The following is a 15,239-nucleotide window of genomic DNA, read 5'->3' on the forward strand; positions in this document are numbered from 1 at the left end:
GCGCCGGCTTCAGGCCGTTGGCTTCGGCAGCGCCGGCCCGGTGGCCGCGCCCTGCTGCACGGCGGGTATACGGCTGACCGCCTGGCGCAAATTCTCGGCCTCGACCCCGCGCTGGCGCGCCAGCTTGCGGTAGCGGCCCTGCTTGACCCAGGTCGCCAGGCTGCCGACGACCATGCCGATGGCGAGCGCCACGAACAGGAAGATGAACAGCGGCAAGGTCAGCGTCAGTTTCGGATTGCCGGGGTTGAACGGGTCGAGCGTGAAGGCGACCAGCTCGCGGTTGGCGACGGCCAGCGCAATCAGGATGACGGCGAGCGGCACGAAGACCACGATAAGTATGAAGCGGTTCAACATAGAAATTCCCTGGAGAAGGCAGGCCTTGATAACGCCGGCGCGTTGGTCCGCGCCTACTTGCCGCCATTCAGCCTTTCACGCAATTCCTTGCCGGTCTTGAAGAACGGCACCCACTTCTCCTCGACCTCGACGGATTCGCCGGTGCGCGGGTTGCGGCCGGTGCGGGCAGGGCGATTTTTCACCGAAAAAGCGCCGAAGCCACGCAACTCGACCCGATTGCCTTCCGCCAGGGCATCGGTGATCTCGTCGAAGATCGCTCCCACGATGTTTTCGACGTCGCGCAGGAAAAGATGCGGGTTGCGCGTGGCAATGATCTGCACAAGCTCGGATTTGATCATCAGAAAGGTCCCCGTGAAAGCGCTGCGGTCAAATTATCAGGATGATTTTATTTGCTTTTTTACTCGCCCCAACCGGCAGATCAAGGGTGCCAGACGGAAACGAGACCGTCAAGAAACAAGCGATCCGCGCCAAGTTCGTGAAGCACGTCGCTGCCGGCCTCCGACAGGCCGAGCGCGCTGCCGACGCTGCGCACTATTGCTTTCGAGAACAGGAAGCCGCCACGCCGCTCGGTGTCCTTCCATTCCACCACCTTGAGCTTGGCGTCGACACCCTTGGTCGCCAGCCAGTCGATCGCCACGCTCTCGCCGCCGACAGCGTCGATCAGACCGTTGGCAAGGCCCTGGCGGCCGGTGAAGATCGAGCCGTCGGCAAGGGCCAGTGCCTGATCGCGGGTCATTTTGCGGCGCTCGGCGACGATGCCGACGAACCAGTCATAGCTGTCGAGGATGAGCTTGCGGACCATGGCTCGCTCGTCTTCATTGGTCGGCTTGAAGGGCGAGGGCGATGCCTTCAGCGGCGAGGATTTCACTTCCTCGAGCTTGATGCCGACCTTGTCCATCAGACCGCTGACATCGGGATACTGGATGAGCACACCGATCGAGCCGACGATCGACGTCTTGCGGGCAACAATATGGTCGCTGGCGCTGGCGATCATGTAGCCGGCCGATGCGGCCAGCGTGCCGACCTCGGCCACCACCGGCTTGTCGGCGGCAAGCTTGCGCACCTCCTCGTAGATCGATTCGCCGCCGACCGTTGTGCCTCCGGGCGAATCGATCGCCAGGATGACGCCCTTGACCTGCGGGGATGTGCGGATGGTTTCCAGCCGCTTGATCAGTTCCTCGTCCTCGGTGATGGTGCCTTCGATCCTGACCTTGGCGATGTGGTCGACGGAAGAACCGCCGAGGTCGCCCCCATAGAACCAGCTTGCAAGCGCAATCACCCCAAGGGCCACGATGGCAATGGCGGCGCCGCGCCAGAAGGTCAGCTTGCGCCGCAAGCGGCGGCGGTCGATCAGGTCGTCGGCTCTCAGTGCCATGGTCTGCCTCACAGTCGGTGGGAAGCGATGCTTTTAAAGCAAGCGTCCGCGCCCGGCTACCTCTTCCTCAAGAGCCTGCGACGAAGCGACCTTCACGACGGAGGCATTTCAGGAAAAAATGACGCGGCGCGTTCGTTTCTGCTATGAAGTGACGAAATTGTGTCGCCTGAGTTCCGTCTGTAAAACAGCGGCCGTCACATTTTTGCGGTTTTCCTCCGCTTGTGCTTGCTTGCGGGGGCCGGCAACCCACCTATAGCAGGTGTTTTGGCGGACAAGGGTTTATTAGAAGTCAGTCATGCTTGCGCGATCGAACGAACCGACCAATGCCGATGCGGCCTTGGCGCCCACGGCGCCAGCGGGCACGCGCGGCGACGCCTTCGACCGCGCCCAGCGCCACTCGCGCCGCGTGCGCGTGCTTAAGTTTGCCGTGCCGGTGCTTGCCGCCGGGATCGCGGTTGCGTTTCCGGTCTATTCCTATCTGGCGGCGCCGATCAACATTTCGATACAGGCAGACGGCACCGCTTTCGCGGATGGCAAGCTGGTGATGGCCAATCCGAAGCTCAACGGCTTCACCAAGGACAAGCTGCCCTATTCGCTGACGGCCTTGCGCGCCATCCAGGATGTCGGCAAGCAGGACATCATCGAACTCGAAGGCATCCATGCCAAATTGCCGCTGACGGCCGACAATGTGGCGACCGTCGACGCCAAGCGCGGGATCTACAACAGAAACGCCAACACGATGGACATGACCAGCGACGTTACCGTCACCACCACCGACGGCGTCGCTGCCATCTTCAAATCGGTCTTCCTCGATATGGGCAAAGGCTCTATGAAGACAGGTGATGCGGTCGATGTCAGCCGTAACGGCTCGCGGATCACCGCGGGTTCAATGTCGGTCGAAGACAATGGCAAGGTCATCGTTTTCGAGAACAAGGTAAGCGTTCACATCGATCCGGCCACTATGAAGGCGGCAGAGGCAAAGAGCGGAGAAACGAATGCGTCCCAGTAATTCGGCACGGCTAGTCGCCGCAGCTTCGGCCTTGCTGTTGCTGGGTATGGCGCCGTCCTGGGCTCAGTCCAGCGCCAGCAGCCAGTCCGGGCTCAAACTGTCGGGCGACCAGCCGATCCAGATCGAGAGCGACAAACTTGAGGTCCGCCAGGCCGACAGCATGGCGCTGTTCAGCGGCAACGTCACCGTCACGCAAGGGCCAACGCTGCTCAAGGCCGGCAGCATGGAGGTCTACTACGTCAAGGACCCCAACGCCGCCAAAGGTGCTGCCGCCGGCGCTTCGGCGATGACCGGTTCGGCCAATATCGACCATCTGGTGGTCAAGAACAAAGTCTACATCAAGTCGAATGACCAGATCGCCACCGGCGACAACGCCACGTTCGACATGAAGACGCAGGTGCTAGTTCTGTCGGGCAAGGAGGTCGTCTTGTCCCAAGGACCCAACGTCCTTAAGGGCTGCAAGCTCACCGTGCAGATGAAAAGCGGCCTTGCTCAGGTCGATGGCTGCGGCGGGCGCGTCATCATGTCGATGACGCCGCCACCGAAATCCGAGGCCCCGAAGCCCGAATGACTGGCGTGTCTTCGCTGCTGACCCGCCTTCCGGGACGGGCGGCCAGTAAACTTGCAGCACCGGCCACAGTCACCGTTGATTCCTCGAAGTTCAAGGGCACCCTGATCGCCAAGGGTCTGACCAAGAGCTACAAGGGCCGCAAGGTGGTCAGCGGTGTCACCATCGGCGTGCGCGCCGGCGAGGCTGTCGGGCTGCTCGGGCCGAACGGCGCCGGCAAGACCACCTGTTTCTACATGGTCACCGGCTTGGTGCCGGTCGATGAGGGCACGATCGAGATCGACGGTTTCGACGTCACCTCGATGCCGATGTACCGCCGCGCCCGCCTCGGCATCGGCTATTTGCCGCAGGAAGCCTCGATCTTCCGCGGCCTGAATGTCGAGCAGAACATCCGCGCCGTGCTCGAAGTGGTTGAGAAGGACCGCAAGGTGCGCGAGCGCAATCTCGACGAACTGCTCGAGGAATTTCACATCAGCCATCTGCGGAAGTCGCCGTCCATGTCGCTGTCGGGTGGCGAGCGGCGGCGTCTTGAGATCGCCCGAGCTTTGGCGACGCGCCCGGCCTACATGCTGCTCGACGAGCCGTTCGCCGGCATCGACCCGATTGCCGTCGCCGACATCCAGCAGCTGGTTCGTCATCTAACGGCGCGCGGCATCGGCGTGCTGATTACCGACCACAATGTGCGCGAAACGCTCGGCCTCATCGACCGCGCCTACATCATCCATGCCGGCCAGGTGCTGACTCATGGCCGTGCCGACGAGGTGGTGGCGAACCCCGATGTGCGCCGGCTCTACCTCGGCGAAGGTTTCACGCTCTGAGCGTGAAATTTGTTTCCTGACGTGATTTTTGCCGCCCCGCCGGGCTTTTTTCTCCGATTTTGCGTGAGATAATGCTTCGGTAGGGGCCTTTTGCCATCGTTCGCCTTGACAAGCAAAAGCCGGGCCAGTTTCTATGGAAGGTCGGAAAAATTCATTTTCCGGCAGCTTCTGATGTGTAGGCTTCCGGGTGCAGAAGGGCGTTTGAAACCGAACCATGGCGTTGGCGGCGAAACTACAGCTACGACAATCCCAGTCGCTGGTGATGACGCCGCAGCTGATGCAGTCGATCAGGCTGTTGCAGCTCACCCATGTCGAGCTCGACCACTTCATCGACGACGAGATCGAGCGCAATCCGCTGCTGGAGCGCGCCGAGCCCCAGGATGACGCCGCAAGCGACCAGGTGCAGAAGGGCGATGCCGCTCCTGAGCCTGCCGCCGATGGCGACTGGTTCGAAAACGAGACGGCGTGGAGCGCCGAAGCGATCTCCGACAAGCTCGACAGCTCGCTGGAAAATCTGTTCCCCGACGATCCCGGCACCAGCGAGCGGCTCGGTCCGGACCTGACGGCGCAGTGGAAGTCGGCCACCGGCAATAGTTCGTCCGGTTCTTCCGAAGGCTTCGACGTCGGCGACATGGCCGCCGCGGCGATCACGCTGCGCCAGCATGTCGGCGAGCAGATCGCGCTTGCCTTTGCCGATCCGGCCGCAAGGCTGATCGCAGCCGAACTGGCCGACGGCCTGGACGAGGCCGGCTATCTGCGCGCCGATCCCGCCGAGATCGCCAAACGGCTCGGCGCCGATCAGGCGGTGGTGGCCAAGGTGCTGGCAGCCTGCCACACATTCGAGCCGGTCGGCCTGTTTGCGCGCGACCTTGCCGAATGCCTGTCGCTGCAACTTGCCATGCGCGATCGTCTCGATCCGGCGATGAAAACGCTGATCGGCAACCTCGAACTCCTGGCGCGGCGCGATTTCCAGACGCTGAAGCGGCTTTGCGGGGTTGACGAGGAGGATCTTCTCGACATGCTGGCCGAAATCCGCGCGCTCGATCCGCGTCCGGGCACGGCATTTTCAGGCGGCGCCAGCGATGCCATCGTCGCCGATGTCGAAGTCCGTGCCGCCAATGACGGTAGCTGGACGGTCGAGCTCAATGCCGAGACGCTGCCGCGCGTGCTGGTCGATCACATCTATTTCGCCCAGGTCTCGCCGCATGCGAAGAATCAGGCGGAGAAGGATTTCCTGGCCGAATGCCTGCAGAATGCCAACTGGCTGACGCGGAGCCTCGACCAGCGGGCAAAGACGATCCTGAAAGTGGCGTCGGAAATCGTGCGCCAGCAGGACGCTTTTCTCGTCCATGGCGTGCGCCAGCTCAGGCCGCTCAACCTGCGCACGGTGGCCGATGCCATCGGCATGCATGAATCGACCGTCAGCCGGGTGACGGCCAACAAATACATGCTGACGCCGCGTGGCGTGTTCGAGCTGCGTTATTTCTTCACGGCTTCGATCGCGGCGTCGGGCGGCGGTGATGCGCATTCCTCGGAAGCGGTGCGCGACCGCATCAAGCAGCTGATCGACGAGGAAAAGCCCGCCGATGTGCTGTCCGATGACGCAATCGTCGATATGTTGAAGGAAAGCGGCGTCGATATTGCCCGGCGCACGGTGGCCAAGTACCGGGAGGGTATGAATATTCCCTCGTCGGTGCAGCGGCGGCGTGAAAAGCGCGCTCTGGCGAGCGCGGGGCGCTAGCTCTGCTTGCCCGGCAAGGCTTTTGCTATGGTTGGATCTCCACAACTTTCGACCTTAAAGCGCGTCGCGCTGAAACGGATTCATGCGACGCGCTTTAAGTCTTTGTTTTGATGCATGTCGTTGTCCCAGAACCGCAGCGCACTTCTGGGCGACATGCATTAATTGACAAGCTGCAATGAAGTGTCTAGAAGCCCGCCCGCATGAGACGGGCTCGCGGCCCGCATGCGGATGGTCCGTCACGATGAAGGCCACGGGACGGCCAAGAAGGCGGATTGTGATCAACCGGAAAGTTCGGATCTAAAATCGGCGCGAGTTGACGCCGCAAAGCTTGTGCGCACGGATCACGAGTATAAACTCTGGCCAGTTTGAAGCCTGAGCAAGGAAGGTCAGTTTTCAGATGAAATTGCGCATATCGGGTAAACACATGGATATCGGCGATGCGTTGCGTACGCGCATTACCGATCGTGTCGGCGAGGCGATTGGAAAATATTTCGATCGCGGTTTTTCAGGGCACGTCACGGTCATCAAATCGGGGTCGCGTTACTCGGCCGATTGCATGATCAGGCTGGATTCCGGCGCTTCGCTGCAGGCAACCGGCGATTCCCAGGATCCGACACTTGCCTTCGAGGCGGCCGCGGACCGCCTCGAAACCAGGCTGCGGCGCTACAAACGCCGTCTGAAATCGCACAATTCAGGCACTGGAAATGGTGAAATCACCGACATCGCCTATACGGTGATGGCGCCGCTGACCGATGACGATGAGGACATTCCGGAGGACTACGCCCCGGCCATCGTCGCCGAATCAACCATGACGCTGCAGACCATGTCGGTGGCGTCGGCGGTTATCGAACTCGACACCAAGGACAGCCCGGTTTTCGTCTTCCGCAACGCCGGAAACGACCACCTCAACATCGTCTATCGGCGGCCGGACGGAAATATCGGCTGGATCGACCCGTCGACGACCAAAGTCGCACAGGCGTGACGACAACGACAATGGTCGCACAGGTGACGACAATGGTCTCGCGGAGATAATAGCCAGCCGCGCGAGGGGCGAGGACTGGCGACGGCAGGCGAATAAGGGATTTCAAATATGGATCTGAGCGATCTTCTCAACGTTCCGGCGATCTTGCCGGCGTTGAAGGCGAACTCCAAAAAGCAGCTTCTGCAGTTGCTGTCCGAGAGAGCGGCGGCGATTTCCGGCATTCCGGAGCGCGAAGTGTTCGACACTATCCTGCAGCGCGAACGGCTGGGCTCCACCGGCGTCGGCAACGGCATCGCCATTCCGCACGGCAAGCTCGCCGGGGTGAAGCGCATCGCCGGCGTCTTTGCCCGGCTGGAGACGCCGGTCGATTTCGAGGCCCTGGATGACCAGCCGGTCGATCTGGTGTTTTTGCTGCTGGCCCCGGAAGGCGCCGGCGCCGATCACCTCAAGGCACTGTCTCGCATCGCCAGGGTTTTGCGCGACGCCGACACGGTGGCCAAGATCAGAGGCACGCGCGACGCGGTCGCCATCCACGCGCTGCTTTCGGACACGCAGGCCTCGCACGCCGCCTGAAGTTCTTCGGATTTAAGTCTTCCAGGGGCCGCCGAAGGCGGCCCTCTCCATTTCAACCGCCAGCAGTCGCCTTAGTGAATGGCGACAGTGGTCAGGTCGTTTTCCATGGCGCCGGCCAAAGCCCGGTCTTTCGCATCCGAAAGCAGGATCGGCTGGCCGTTGGCGGCAAACAGGGCCCACAGGACCATGCCGGGCGCGATTTCGCCCAGATTGGGGAAGCGGCCGAGCAATTCGTCGCTCGAGACCTTGCGGAGATAAGCGACCGAGCCTTCGCCGAGATGGGCGAATTCGCCGCTGGTCATGGTGATGGTTTCGTCAGTTCTGGTCATTTCAAGCCTCCTTGGCGCGAGGACGCCGCTCAAGGCCATCCCGCATGAGAGCCATCGGTAAAGATCAGTCTTTCACCGATATATTTATTTTCCGTACCAGCCGTTCGGTATCCGGCCGATCGAGATCGATCGACAAAAGGCCGTTCTTCAGTTCCGCTGCGATCACCCGCATGCCGTCGGCCAGCACGAAACAGCGCTGGAACTGGCGCGCGGCGATGCCGCGGTGGAGGAATTCGCGCTCGGTGTCGTCGGTTTGACGGCCGCGCACGACCAACTGGTTTTCCTCCGTGGTGACATCGAGATCGCTATCGGCGAAACCCGCGACAGCCAGCGTAATGCGCAGCCTTTCGGCCTTGCCGTCGGCACCGCTGAGGCGCTCGATGTTGTAGGGAGGATAACTGTCACCGGATTTCGCCAGTCGTTCCAGGGTCTTTTCCATGGCATCGAAACCAAGGAGAAGCGGGCTGGAGAAGGGCGTCATTCGGCTCATGTTACACTGTCCTCTTTGGAGCGACATAAACTGGAAAAACCCGGATGGCATTTTTCCCGATGGTCTTGATATGGTCCGCGCCGCGGCCAAGTTCAAGCCGCCGAACACCCCCGCCAAAAAGACTCCCCCGCATAAGGAAATGAAATGCCCCAGACCCGCAAGATCATCATCGACACGGATCCCGGCCAGGACGATGCCGTCGCCATATTGCTGGCGCTCGGCAGCGCCGAGCTGGAGATCGTCGGCATCTCTGCTGTTGCCGGCAACGTGCCGCTGAAATTGACCGAAAAGAACGCCAGGAAAATCTGCGAACTGGCCGGCCGGCCCGACATCAAGGTCTATGCAGGCGCCATCCGCCCGTTGGCGCGCGAGCTGGTCACCGCCGAGGAAGTGCATGGCAAGACCGGCCTCAACGGCCCGCAACTGCCAGATCCGAAGATGAAGCTGCAGGGCCAGTATGCGGTCGACTTCATCGTCGAGACGCTGATGAAGGAAGAGGCCGGCACGATCACCCTGTGCGCGCTCGGCCCGCTCACCAATGCCGCGCTGGCGCTGATCCGTGAGCCGAAGATCGCGCCGCGCATCAAGGAAATCGTACTGATGGGCGGCGGTTTCTTCGAAGGCGGCAATGTCACGCCGACCGCAGAATTCAACATCTATGTCGATCCGCAAGCGGCCGACCTGGTGTTCAAATCCGGCATTCCGATCGTCATGATGCCGCTCGACGTCACCCACAAGGCGCTGACCACGGCCAAGCGCACGCAGGCCATCCGCCAGCTCGGCACCCGGGTCGGCACCGCGACGGCCGAGATGCTGGAGTTCTTCGAGCGCTTCGACGAGGAGAAATACGGCACCGATGGCGGCCCGCTGCACGACCCGTGCGTCATCGCCTATCTGTTGAAGCCGGAGCTGTTCAAGGGCCGCAACTGCAACGTCACCGTGGAAACCACCTCCGAGCTCACCATGGGCATGACCGTCATCGACTGGTGGGGCGTGACCAAGCGGCCGAAGAACGCCATGGTGATGCGCGACATCGACCATGACGCCTTTTTTGCGCTGCTGGTGGAGAGGCTGGGGCGGCTTTAAGCCTGCCTTGACGCAGATCGTTCGCCCAGGGCCTAGCGCCTCTGGGCGATATCGGCTGCTTACTCGTCGAGCAGCCGATAGGTTTCGCTGCCATCCTGCCTATGCTGTTGCTCGACCGGAACTTGCGAACCCATGGCTCGTGGTGTTTCCGCATCGCCGTATACGAAAATCAGGTCGTTTTCGCTGAGACGGATACCATACAGGTAACGAAACCCACCGTTGATCCAGCCCTTTGGGTTCGGCGAGGCATCGAGAACACTGACAACCGTGCCTGTCGCCCGTCCCAGGCTGATGATCGGGCTGCTGTGTCCGGCGGCAGGCCTCATGATTGCAAAAATGCACGCGCCAAGCAGCACGGCAGCAAAAGCGATGCCCCAGACGTTTTCTCGCAGAATTGGCAAGGCGAGAGCCAAGCGTGCTTGTGCAAGGCGGGTCATTCTGGAAACCGGTAGAAGACGAAGCCATTATCACGCGTGACGCGCTCCAACTTTGCCGGCGCACCGATCAGATGCGGACGATCGTCATCGACAAGAATGGACGAACCGGTTTCGAGAGCAACCAGATAAAGGGTGCGGTCGTGGTCCGAATGGGCGCTTTTGACTGTTGCATCGATTGGCTCGACTGACCGGATAGCGCTCGCATCATTCGTCCATTTGTAGAGAGCCGAAGGAACCATCACCGCGAACAGGGCGGCGGTCAGAATCACGCCGGGCGCGTTCCTTTTCAAATCCCTATAAGTCCATGACATTTGAAAGAATCCCCAGCACAAAGTCATGTGGTGGCGTGGAGACTGACTTTCAATCAGCCTTCACGTACGGGCTCATTCTGCCGTTGGAAACGACCGTCCACGGTTGTTACTTCGCCTTCGAAAACGCTAGCCACAGGCCGCCGCCGACCAGAAAGCTGCCGCTGATCCTGGACATCAGCTTGATGCGGCTGGCCGAGAGCAGGCGGCCGGCGCGGCTGGCGGCGAGAGCATAGGTGGAATCCGAGACGGCGGCGAAGATCATGGCGGTGAGGCCCATGACGACGATCTGCAGGGTGTAATTGCCCTGCGGGGCGATGAACTGCGGGAAGAAGGCGCCGAAGAACACCAGGGTCTTGGGGTTGCTCAGCGCCACCAGCAGGCCCTGCAGGAAGAAGCCGCCGCGCGGCTTTCTCGCGGTGCCGTCGGCATTCAGCGCGCCCTTGGAACGGAACATCTGCACCCCCATCCAGATCAGATAGGCGGCGCCGATCAGGCGTACCCATTCGAACCAGTGGCCCATGCCCGATATCAGCGTGTTGAGGCCGATGCCGACAATGGCGATCATCACGGCGAGCCCAGCCTGCGTGCCGGCGACATTGGCAAGGCCGGCGCGGTAGCCATGGCGGATGCTGTTGGCGATGATCAGCGTGACAGTCGGACCGGGCACCAGGATGATGACGATGCAGGCAAGGACATAGGCAGCGTAGATTTCCAGCGACATGGGGATTTCCTCGAGGATGCGCTTAGGCGGCTGGCTGCAATCAATGCATGGCGGCGGGGGCTGGTGCAAGCCGGTCGCAGACCGGCCGCCCCTCGCGTCAGGACGCCCCAGCCTGCCAAGGCAAGGTCGCCTCATAGGCCGCTCCGGCCCTGAGCACGGCGAGGTCGCCGCGCGGCCGGCCGATCAGCTGCATGCCCAAGGGGCGGCCTTTGTCGTCGAAGCCGACGGGCACGTTGAGCGCCGGACAGCCGCCGAGCGTGGCGAAGGCCGAAACCTGCATCCAGCGATGGTAGCTGTCCATCGTCCGTCCGGCGACCTCACTTGGCCAATGCGTGCCGACTTCGAAAGGAAAGACCTGCGCCGTCGGCAGCGCGATGAGATCGAAGTGCTCGAACAGCGACAGCAGCGTCCGGTGCCAGGAGGTGCGGATGACCGAGGCCGCGCGGATCTGCGGCGCCGTCAGCTGCATGGCGTTCTCCACCTCCCAGACGGCTTCCGGCTTCAGCAGGGCGCGCTTGTGCGGGTCGTCATAATGGACTTTCAGCGCCGAGCCGCTGCTCGCCTGCCGCAGCGTCACGAAGGCTTGCCACAGTGCCTCGAAATCGAAATCCGGCAGCAAGGGCTCGGTCAGGAAGGATGCCTCCGCGAAGCGGCCGAGTGCGGCCTCGCACAGATCGAGGATGCCAGGCTCCACCGGCAGGTGACCGCCGAGATCACCGAGCCAGCCGACGCGGCCGCCGCTTGCCGGCGTTGCCAGCCCTTCGAGGAATGAACCAGGCTTTTCCCAGGACAAGGGCGCATGCGGATGGTAGCCCGCCTGCACGTCGAGCAGCAGCGCCATGTCGCTGATGCTGCGGCCCATCGGCCCGTCTATGCCCATCTGAGCATGAAAGACTTCCAGGTCCGGCCCTCCGGGGACAAGGCCCTGCGACGGGCGGAAGCCATAGACATTGTTCCACGCCGCCGGATTGCGCAGCGAGCCGCCGAAATCGCTGCCGTCGGCGACCGGAACCATGTCGAGTGCAAGGGCGACCGCAGCGCCGCCGCTCGACCCGCCTGCGGTGAGCGCCGGATCGAAGGCGTTCAGCGTCGGGCCGAACACGTTGTTGTAGGTGTTGGATCCCAGCCCGAATTCGGGAACATTGGTCTTGCCGATGATGATGGCGCCGGCCTTGCGGATGCGCTCGACGAAGAAATCATCCTCCTGCGGCACGAAATCGGCGAAGATCGGCGAGCCGAAACTGGTCCTCAAGCCGCTCGTCATGGCGAGGTCTTTTATCGCCATCGGCAGGCCGAACAGCGAGCCGGCCGGCCCGCCTTGCGCTAGATGCGCGTCCGCCGCGTCGGCCTCGCGCAGGATGTCGGAGCGCTCGCGCAACGAGACGATGGCGTTGACCAGCGGGTTTACCGCGTCGATGCGGTCGAGGAATGCGGCGACCAACTCGCGCACGGACAGGCGGCGCAGCCGGATCGCCTCGGCCAGGTCGACAGCGGACATCTGGCAGATGTCGCCGGCGGGGGGCACGGCGTGCTTCGTTGCGGGGCGCAGGGCTGTCATCCGGCGTTGTTGCGCAGGGCGGTGTCGACATCCGCCGCCAGCGGGATGGCCGGCTGGGCGCCGGGCTTCAGGCAGGCGAGCGAGCCGGCGGCTGCGGCGCGGGTGAGAGCCTGCTCCAGCGGCAGGTTGGACGCCAGCCCGGCGGCGAGATAACCGCAAAAAGTATCGCCGGCCCCGACGGTGTCGACCGGCGTGATCTTCAGCGCCGGCACGGTCAGGAAATCCTCCGGGGTCGCCGCCAGCACGCCGTCGCCGCCGAGCGTGACGACGATGGTGTGGCCGGTCTTGCCGGCGAAGTCACGCATGCGTGCCGGGCGGTCGCGGCCTTTCAGCGACAGCGCCTCGCCGTAAAGGTCGAATTCGGTTTCGTTGGCGACGGCGTAGTCGGCCTTGCCGAGCAACGCTGCCGCCTCGCTACGGAACGGCGCGGTGTTGAGCACGGTGACCGCGGCGGCGGCGCGTGCGGCGTCAAGCGCTGCATCGACAGTCTGCAACGGGATCTCGTGCTGCAGCAGGACGACGTCGCCCTTCGCAAGGAAAGCCTTGGCGAGATCGCCGGGCAGCACCGAATCATTGGCGCCCGGCACGACGGCGATGACATTCTCGCCATCGGCGCCGACGAGGATCAGCGCCGTGCCGGTGGAGGCGAAGCTCTGGCCGACGCCGGAGAGATCGACCTTGCCGGCCACCAGCAAAGCCAGCGCCTCAGTGGCGAAATTGTCCTTGCCGACGGCGCCGACCATGCGCACCTTGGCGCCGGCGCGCGCCGCAGCCAGCGCCTGGTTGGCGCCCTTGCCGCCGGGCGCGGTGGTGAAGCCGGAGCCGCGGACCGTCTCGCCCGGCGAAGGCAGGCGGTCGACATTGGCGATAAGGTCGAGGTTGATCGAGCCGACAACGATGATCAAGAAAGCCTCCTGCGGAATGCGCGGGAAGCTAACCTGTAAGCCGGCGGCTTGCCAGAGCGTGCGGATGTTTTGCGCCGGGAGCTCGCAAAAAGAAAAACACCGGCGAAGGGATTTCGCCGGTGTTGTTTGATGCGGGCAGCTTCAGGACGCGGTCTGGCCCGCTTCCCAACCGAGGATGGCGCGTTTGCGGGTCAGGCCCCAGTGGTAGCCGGTGAGTGCGCCGGACTTGCCCAGCGCCCGATGGCAAGGGACGACGAAGGACAATGGGTTGGCGCCGACCGCCGCCCCCACCGCCCGGCTGGCGTTTGGCGCGCCGATCCTGGAGGCGATCGAAGAATAAGTGCAGGCCTTGCCCATCGGGATCCTGAGCAGCGCGTCCCAGACGCGCAGCTGGAAGTCGGAGCCGATCATCACCACGCGCAGCGGCTGGTCGGCGCGCCACAATGTCGGATCGAAGATGCGCGCCGCATAGGGCTGGGTGGCGCTCATGTCCTCGACATAGGTGGCGTTCGGCCAGCGGCCCGACATGTCGGCGAAAGCCGCCCGCTCGCCGCCCGGATCGTTGAAGGCGAGCCCCGCAAGGCCACGGTCGGTGACCATGATCAGGGCGATGCCGAAGGGCGAGATGTGGTAGCCGTAGCGGATGGTCAGGCCAGCGCCGCGCGTCTTGTAGTCGCCCGGCGACATCGCCTCGTGGGTGACGAACAAATCGTGCAGCCGGCCGGGGCCGGACATGCCGAGTTCGAACGATGTTTCGAGGAGCGGCATGCCGGAATCGAGCAGTTTGCGGGCATGGTCGAGGGTGACCGCCTGCAGGAAGGCTTTTGGCGACAGGCCGGCCCAGCGGGTGAACAGCTTTTGCAGGCCCGTGGGTGTCTCGCCGACATCAGCGGCCAAGGCTTCCAGCGAGGGCTGGTCGCGATAGTCGAGGCTGATCTTCTCGATGGCGCGGCGCACGACCTCGTAGTCGCTGCCGTTGGGGGTGATGTCGTGCTGCAGGATCGCTGTCGGTTTCATCTGCGTATTCATGGTCATCTGGGCGTTCATGGCAATATCTCCTTGACCGCGAATATCGGTCTTTCCGCCCCTTGCAACCACCCGAAACTTGCCTTGTTGCCGCCTGTTCCCAGATAAATACTGGATTGCGCCCCGGGAGATGCCAATGGCCGGCGAAAGGGTGAATCTGAGCGGAGCAAGGGAGACCTTGCTGATGACGCTTTATGGCAAGGCACTGGAAAGCCGGCTGCCGCATTCGCTGCTCGGGGATCGCTTCGCCGACGAGGCCGTGCGCAAGATCGACTATGATTTCTCGCGCCTCAAGGTCGACACCAATCTCGGCATCGGCCTGGCGATCCGGGCCAAGACGTATGATGTCCGCGTTCAGGACTTCATCGCCAGAAATCCCGGCGCCATCGTGCTGCATCTCGGCTGCGGGCTCGATACGCGCATTTTCCGTGTCGATCCACCCGAAGGCGTGGAGTGGTTCGATGTCGATTTTCCGGATGTCATCGCGCTCCGGCGCAAGCTTTACCCGTCCCGGGACCACTACCACCTCGTCGGCTCTTCGGTAACCGACCCAGACTGGCTGGCAGAAGTGCCGAGCAATCGTCCGGCCGTCGTGGTGATGGAGGGGTTGACGCCTTATCTCCCGGTAGAGGAGGGGCCACGGCTGCTGTCACGCCTTGTCGCGCATCTTGCCGGCGGCGAGCTGATGTTCGACGCCTACAGCCACTTCGGCCTGAAGATGCTGCGCCTCAATCCGACCATCAGGGCGACGGGCGCCGAGGTTCACTGGGCGATCGACGACCCGCAGGTACTGGAGCGTGCCGTTCCGAAGCTGCGCTTTGTCGACGATATCTCGGCCTACAGCGCGGAACGCACAGCGCATATGAGCTGGTCCGCAAAACTGTTCATCGGGCTCTGGAGACACATTCCCGCATTGCGCAAGGTCGGCAGGATTTTACGCTACCGGTTCTGACGCG

General features: G+C 62.8%; 19 protein-coding genes. 8 read left to right on the top strand and 11 right to left on the bottom strand.

Annotated elements, in window-relative coordinates:
* Positions 1–9 precede the first annotated feature (9 nt).
* The 3 genes from NKH22_RS17900 to sppA all read right to left on the bottom strand — a co-directional run bounded on the left by NKH22_RS17900 (position 10) and on the right by sppA (position 1,729).
* Positions 10–354 (bottom strand): lipopolysaccharide assembly protein LapA domain-containing protein, encoded by a 345-nt coding sequence (locus tag NKH22_RS17900; protein WP_023691965.1) that lies wholly within the window; start codon positions 352–354, stop codon positions 10–12.
* A gap of 53 nt (positions 355–407) precedes the next feature.
* Positions 408–692, bottom strand: a complete 285-nt coding sequence (locus tag NKH22_RS17905) for an integration host factor subunit beta (RefSeq protein WP_006200394.1) — start codon at positions 690–692, stop codon at positions 408–410.
* An 80-nt stretch (positions 693–772) separates the two neighbouring features.
* Positions 773–1,729 carry a signal peptide peptidase SppA gene (gene sppA, locus NKH22_RS17910; RefSeq protein ID WP_352910311.1) on the bottom strand — a complete coding sequence of 319 codons (957 nt, stop codon included), beginning with the start codon at positions 1,727–1,729 and terminating at the stop codon, positions 773–775.
* A 295-nt stretch (positions 1,730–2,024) separates the two neighbouring features.
* On the opposite strand from sppA, the gene lptC reads away from it, so the two are divergent.
* The 6 genes from lptC to ptsN all read left to right on the top strand — a co-directional run bounded on the left by lptC (position 2,025) and on the right by ptsN (position 7,420).
* Entirely contained in the window at positions 2,025–2,738 is a 714-nt protein-coding gene (gene lptC, locus NKH22_RS17915) for an LPS export ABC transporter periplasmic protein LptC (protein ID WP_023669748.1), read from the top strand.
* Positions 2,725–3,309: an LptA/OstA family protein gene (locus tag NKH22_RS17920; RefSeq protein WP_023683069.1), complete on the top strand. Its 585-nt coding sequence runs from the start codon at positions 2,725–2,727 to the stop codon at positions 3,307–3,309. The genes lptC and NKH22_RS17920 overlap by 14 nt, the downstream gene beginning before the upstream one ends.
* Positions 3,306–4,124, top strand: coding sequence for an LPS export ABC transporter ATP-binding protein (gene lptB, locus NKH22_RS17925; protein WP_023669746.1), 819 nt, complete (start codon positions 3,306–3,308; stop codon positions 4,122–4,124). The genes NKH22_RS17920 and lptB overlap by 4 nt, the downstream gene beginning before the upstream one ends.
* Positions 4,125–4,338: 214 nt before the next feature.
* Positions 4,339–5,865, top strand: coding sequence for an RNA polymerase factor sigma-54 (rpoN, locus tag NKH22_RS17930; RefSeq protein WP_023735117.1), 1,527 nt, complete (start codon positions 4,339–4,341; stop codon positions 5,863–5,865).
* A gap of 397 nt (positions 5,866–6,262) precedes the next feature.
* The gene (hpf, locus tag NKH22_RS17935) at positions 6,263–6,847 is read left to right on the top strand and encodes a ribosome hibernation-promoting factor, HPF/YfiA family (protein WP_023683071.1); all 585 of its coding nucleotides are present in this window, start codon (positions 6,263–6,265) and stop codon (positions 6,845–6,847) included.
* A gap of 108 nt (positions 6,848–6,955) precedes the next feature.
* Complete coding sequence (gene ptsN, locus NKH22_RS17940) at positions 6,956–7,420, top strand: PTS IIA-like nitrogen regulatory protein PtsN (protein WP_023669743.1); 465 nt, start codon at positions 6,956–6,958, stop codon at positions 7,418–7,420.
* Between the two features lie 71 nt (positions 7,421–7,491).
* Here ptsN and NKH22_RS17945 read toward each other — a convergent pair whose 3' ends face one another.
* A complete protein-coding gene (locus tag NKH22_RS17945) occupies positions 7,492–7,749 on the bottom strand; it encodes a BQ00720 family protein (RefSeq protein WP_023683072.1) in 258 nt (85 codons plus the stop codon).
* A gap of 64 nt (positions 7,750–7,813) precedes the next feature.
* Positions 7,814–8,239, bottom strand: coding sequence for an Hsp20 family protein (locus NKH22_RS17950; RefSeq protein ID WP_352910456.1), 426 nt, complete (start codon positions 8,237–8,239; stop codon positions 7,814–7,816).
* Positions 8,240–8,383: 144 nt separating this feature from the next.
* Here NKH22_RS17950 and NKH22_RS17955 point away from each other — a divergent pair, with 144 nt between their 5' ends.
* Complete coding sequence (locus NKH22_RS17955) at positions 8,384–9,325, top strand: nucleoside hydrolase (protein ID WP_352910314.1); 942 nt, start codon at positions 8,384–8,386, stop codon at positions 9,323–9,325.
* Positions 9,326–9,384: 59 nt separating this feature from the next.
* Here NKH22_RS17955 and NKH22_RS17960 read toward each other — a convergent pair whose 3' ends face one another.
* The 6 genes from NKH22_RS17960 to NKH22_RS17985 all read right to left on the bottom strand — a co-directional run bounded on the left by NKH22_RS17960 (position 9,385) and on the right by NKH22_RS17985 (position 14,304).
* Positions 9,385–9,762: a hypothetical protein gene (locus tag NKH22_RS17960; protein ID WP_031251329.1), complete on the bottom strand. Its 378-nt coding sequence runs from the start codon at positions 9,760–9,762 to the stop codon at positions 9,385–9,387.
* Positions 9,759–10,031 (bottom strand): hypothetical protein, encoded by a 273-nt coding sequence (locus tag NKH22_RS17965; RefSeq protein ID WP_245260100.1) that lies wholly within the window; start codon positions 10,029–10,031, stop codon positions 9,759–9,761. The genes NKH22_RS17960 and NKH22_RS17965 overlap by 4 nt, the downstream gene beginning before the upstream one ends.
* 148 nt (positions 10,032–10,179) lie before the next feature.
* Entirely contained in the window at positions 10,180–10,794 is a 615-nt protein-coding gene (locus NKH22_RS17970) for a LysE family translocator (protein ID WP_352910318.1), read from the bottom strand.
* A gap of 97 nt (positions 10,795–10,891) precedes the next feature.
* Positions 10,892–12,352, bottom strand: a complete 1,461-nt coding sequence (locus NKH22_RS17975) for an amidase (RefSeq protein WP_352910321.1) — start codon at positions 12,350–12,352, stop codon at positions 10,892–10,894.
* Positions 12,349–13,257: a ribokinase gene (locus NKH22_RS17980; RefSeq protein ID WP_352910324.1), complete on the bottom strand. Its 909-nt coding sequence runs from the start codon at positions 13,255–13,257 to the stop codon at positions 12,349–12,351. Before NKH22_RS17980 ends, NKH22_RS17975 begins: the two co-directional genes overlap by 4 nt.
* A 141-nt stretch (positions 13,258–13,398) precedes the next feature.
* Positions 13,399–14,304 carry a methylated-DNA--[protein]-cysteine S-methyltransferase gene (locus NKH22_RS17985; RefSeq protein WP_031192912.1) on the bottom strand — a complete coding sequence of 302 codons (906 nt, stop codon included), beginning with the start codon at positions 14,302–14,304 and terminating at the stop codon, positions 13,399–13,401.
* A 115-nt stretch (positions 14,305–14,419) separates the two neighbouring features.
* On the opposite strand from NKH22_RS17985, the gene NKH22_RS17990 reads away from it, so the two are divergent.
* Complete coding sequence (locus NKH22_RS17990) at positions 14,420–15,235, top strand: class I SAM-dependent methyltransferase (RefSeq protein ID WP_023737543.1); 816 nt, start codon at positions 14,420–14,422, stop codon at positions 15,233–15,235.
* Positions 15,236–15,239 lie beyond the last annotated feature (4 nt).

This window comes from Mesorhizobium sp. M1252 (assembly GCF_040318265.1).
In the GTDB taxonomy this organism is placed as follows: domain Bacteria; phylum Pseudomonadota; class Alphaproteobacteria; order Rhizobiales; family Rhizobiaceae; genus Mesorhizobium.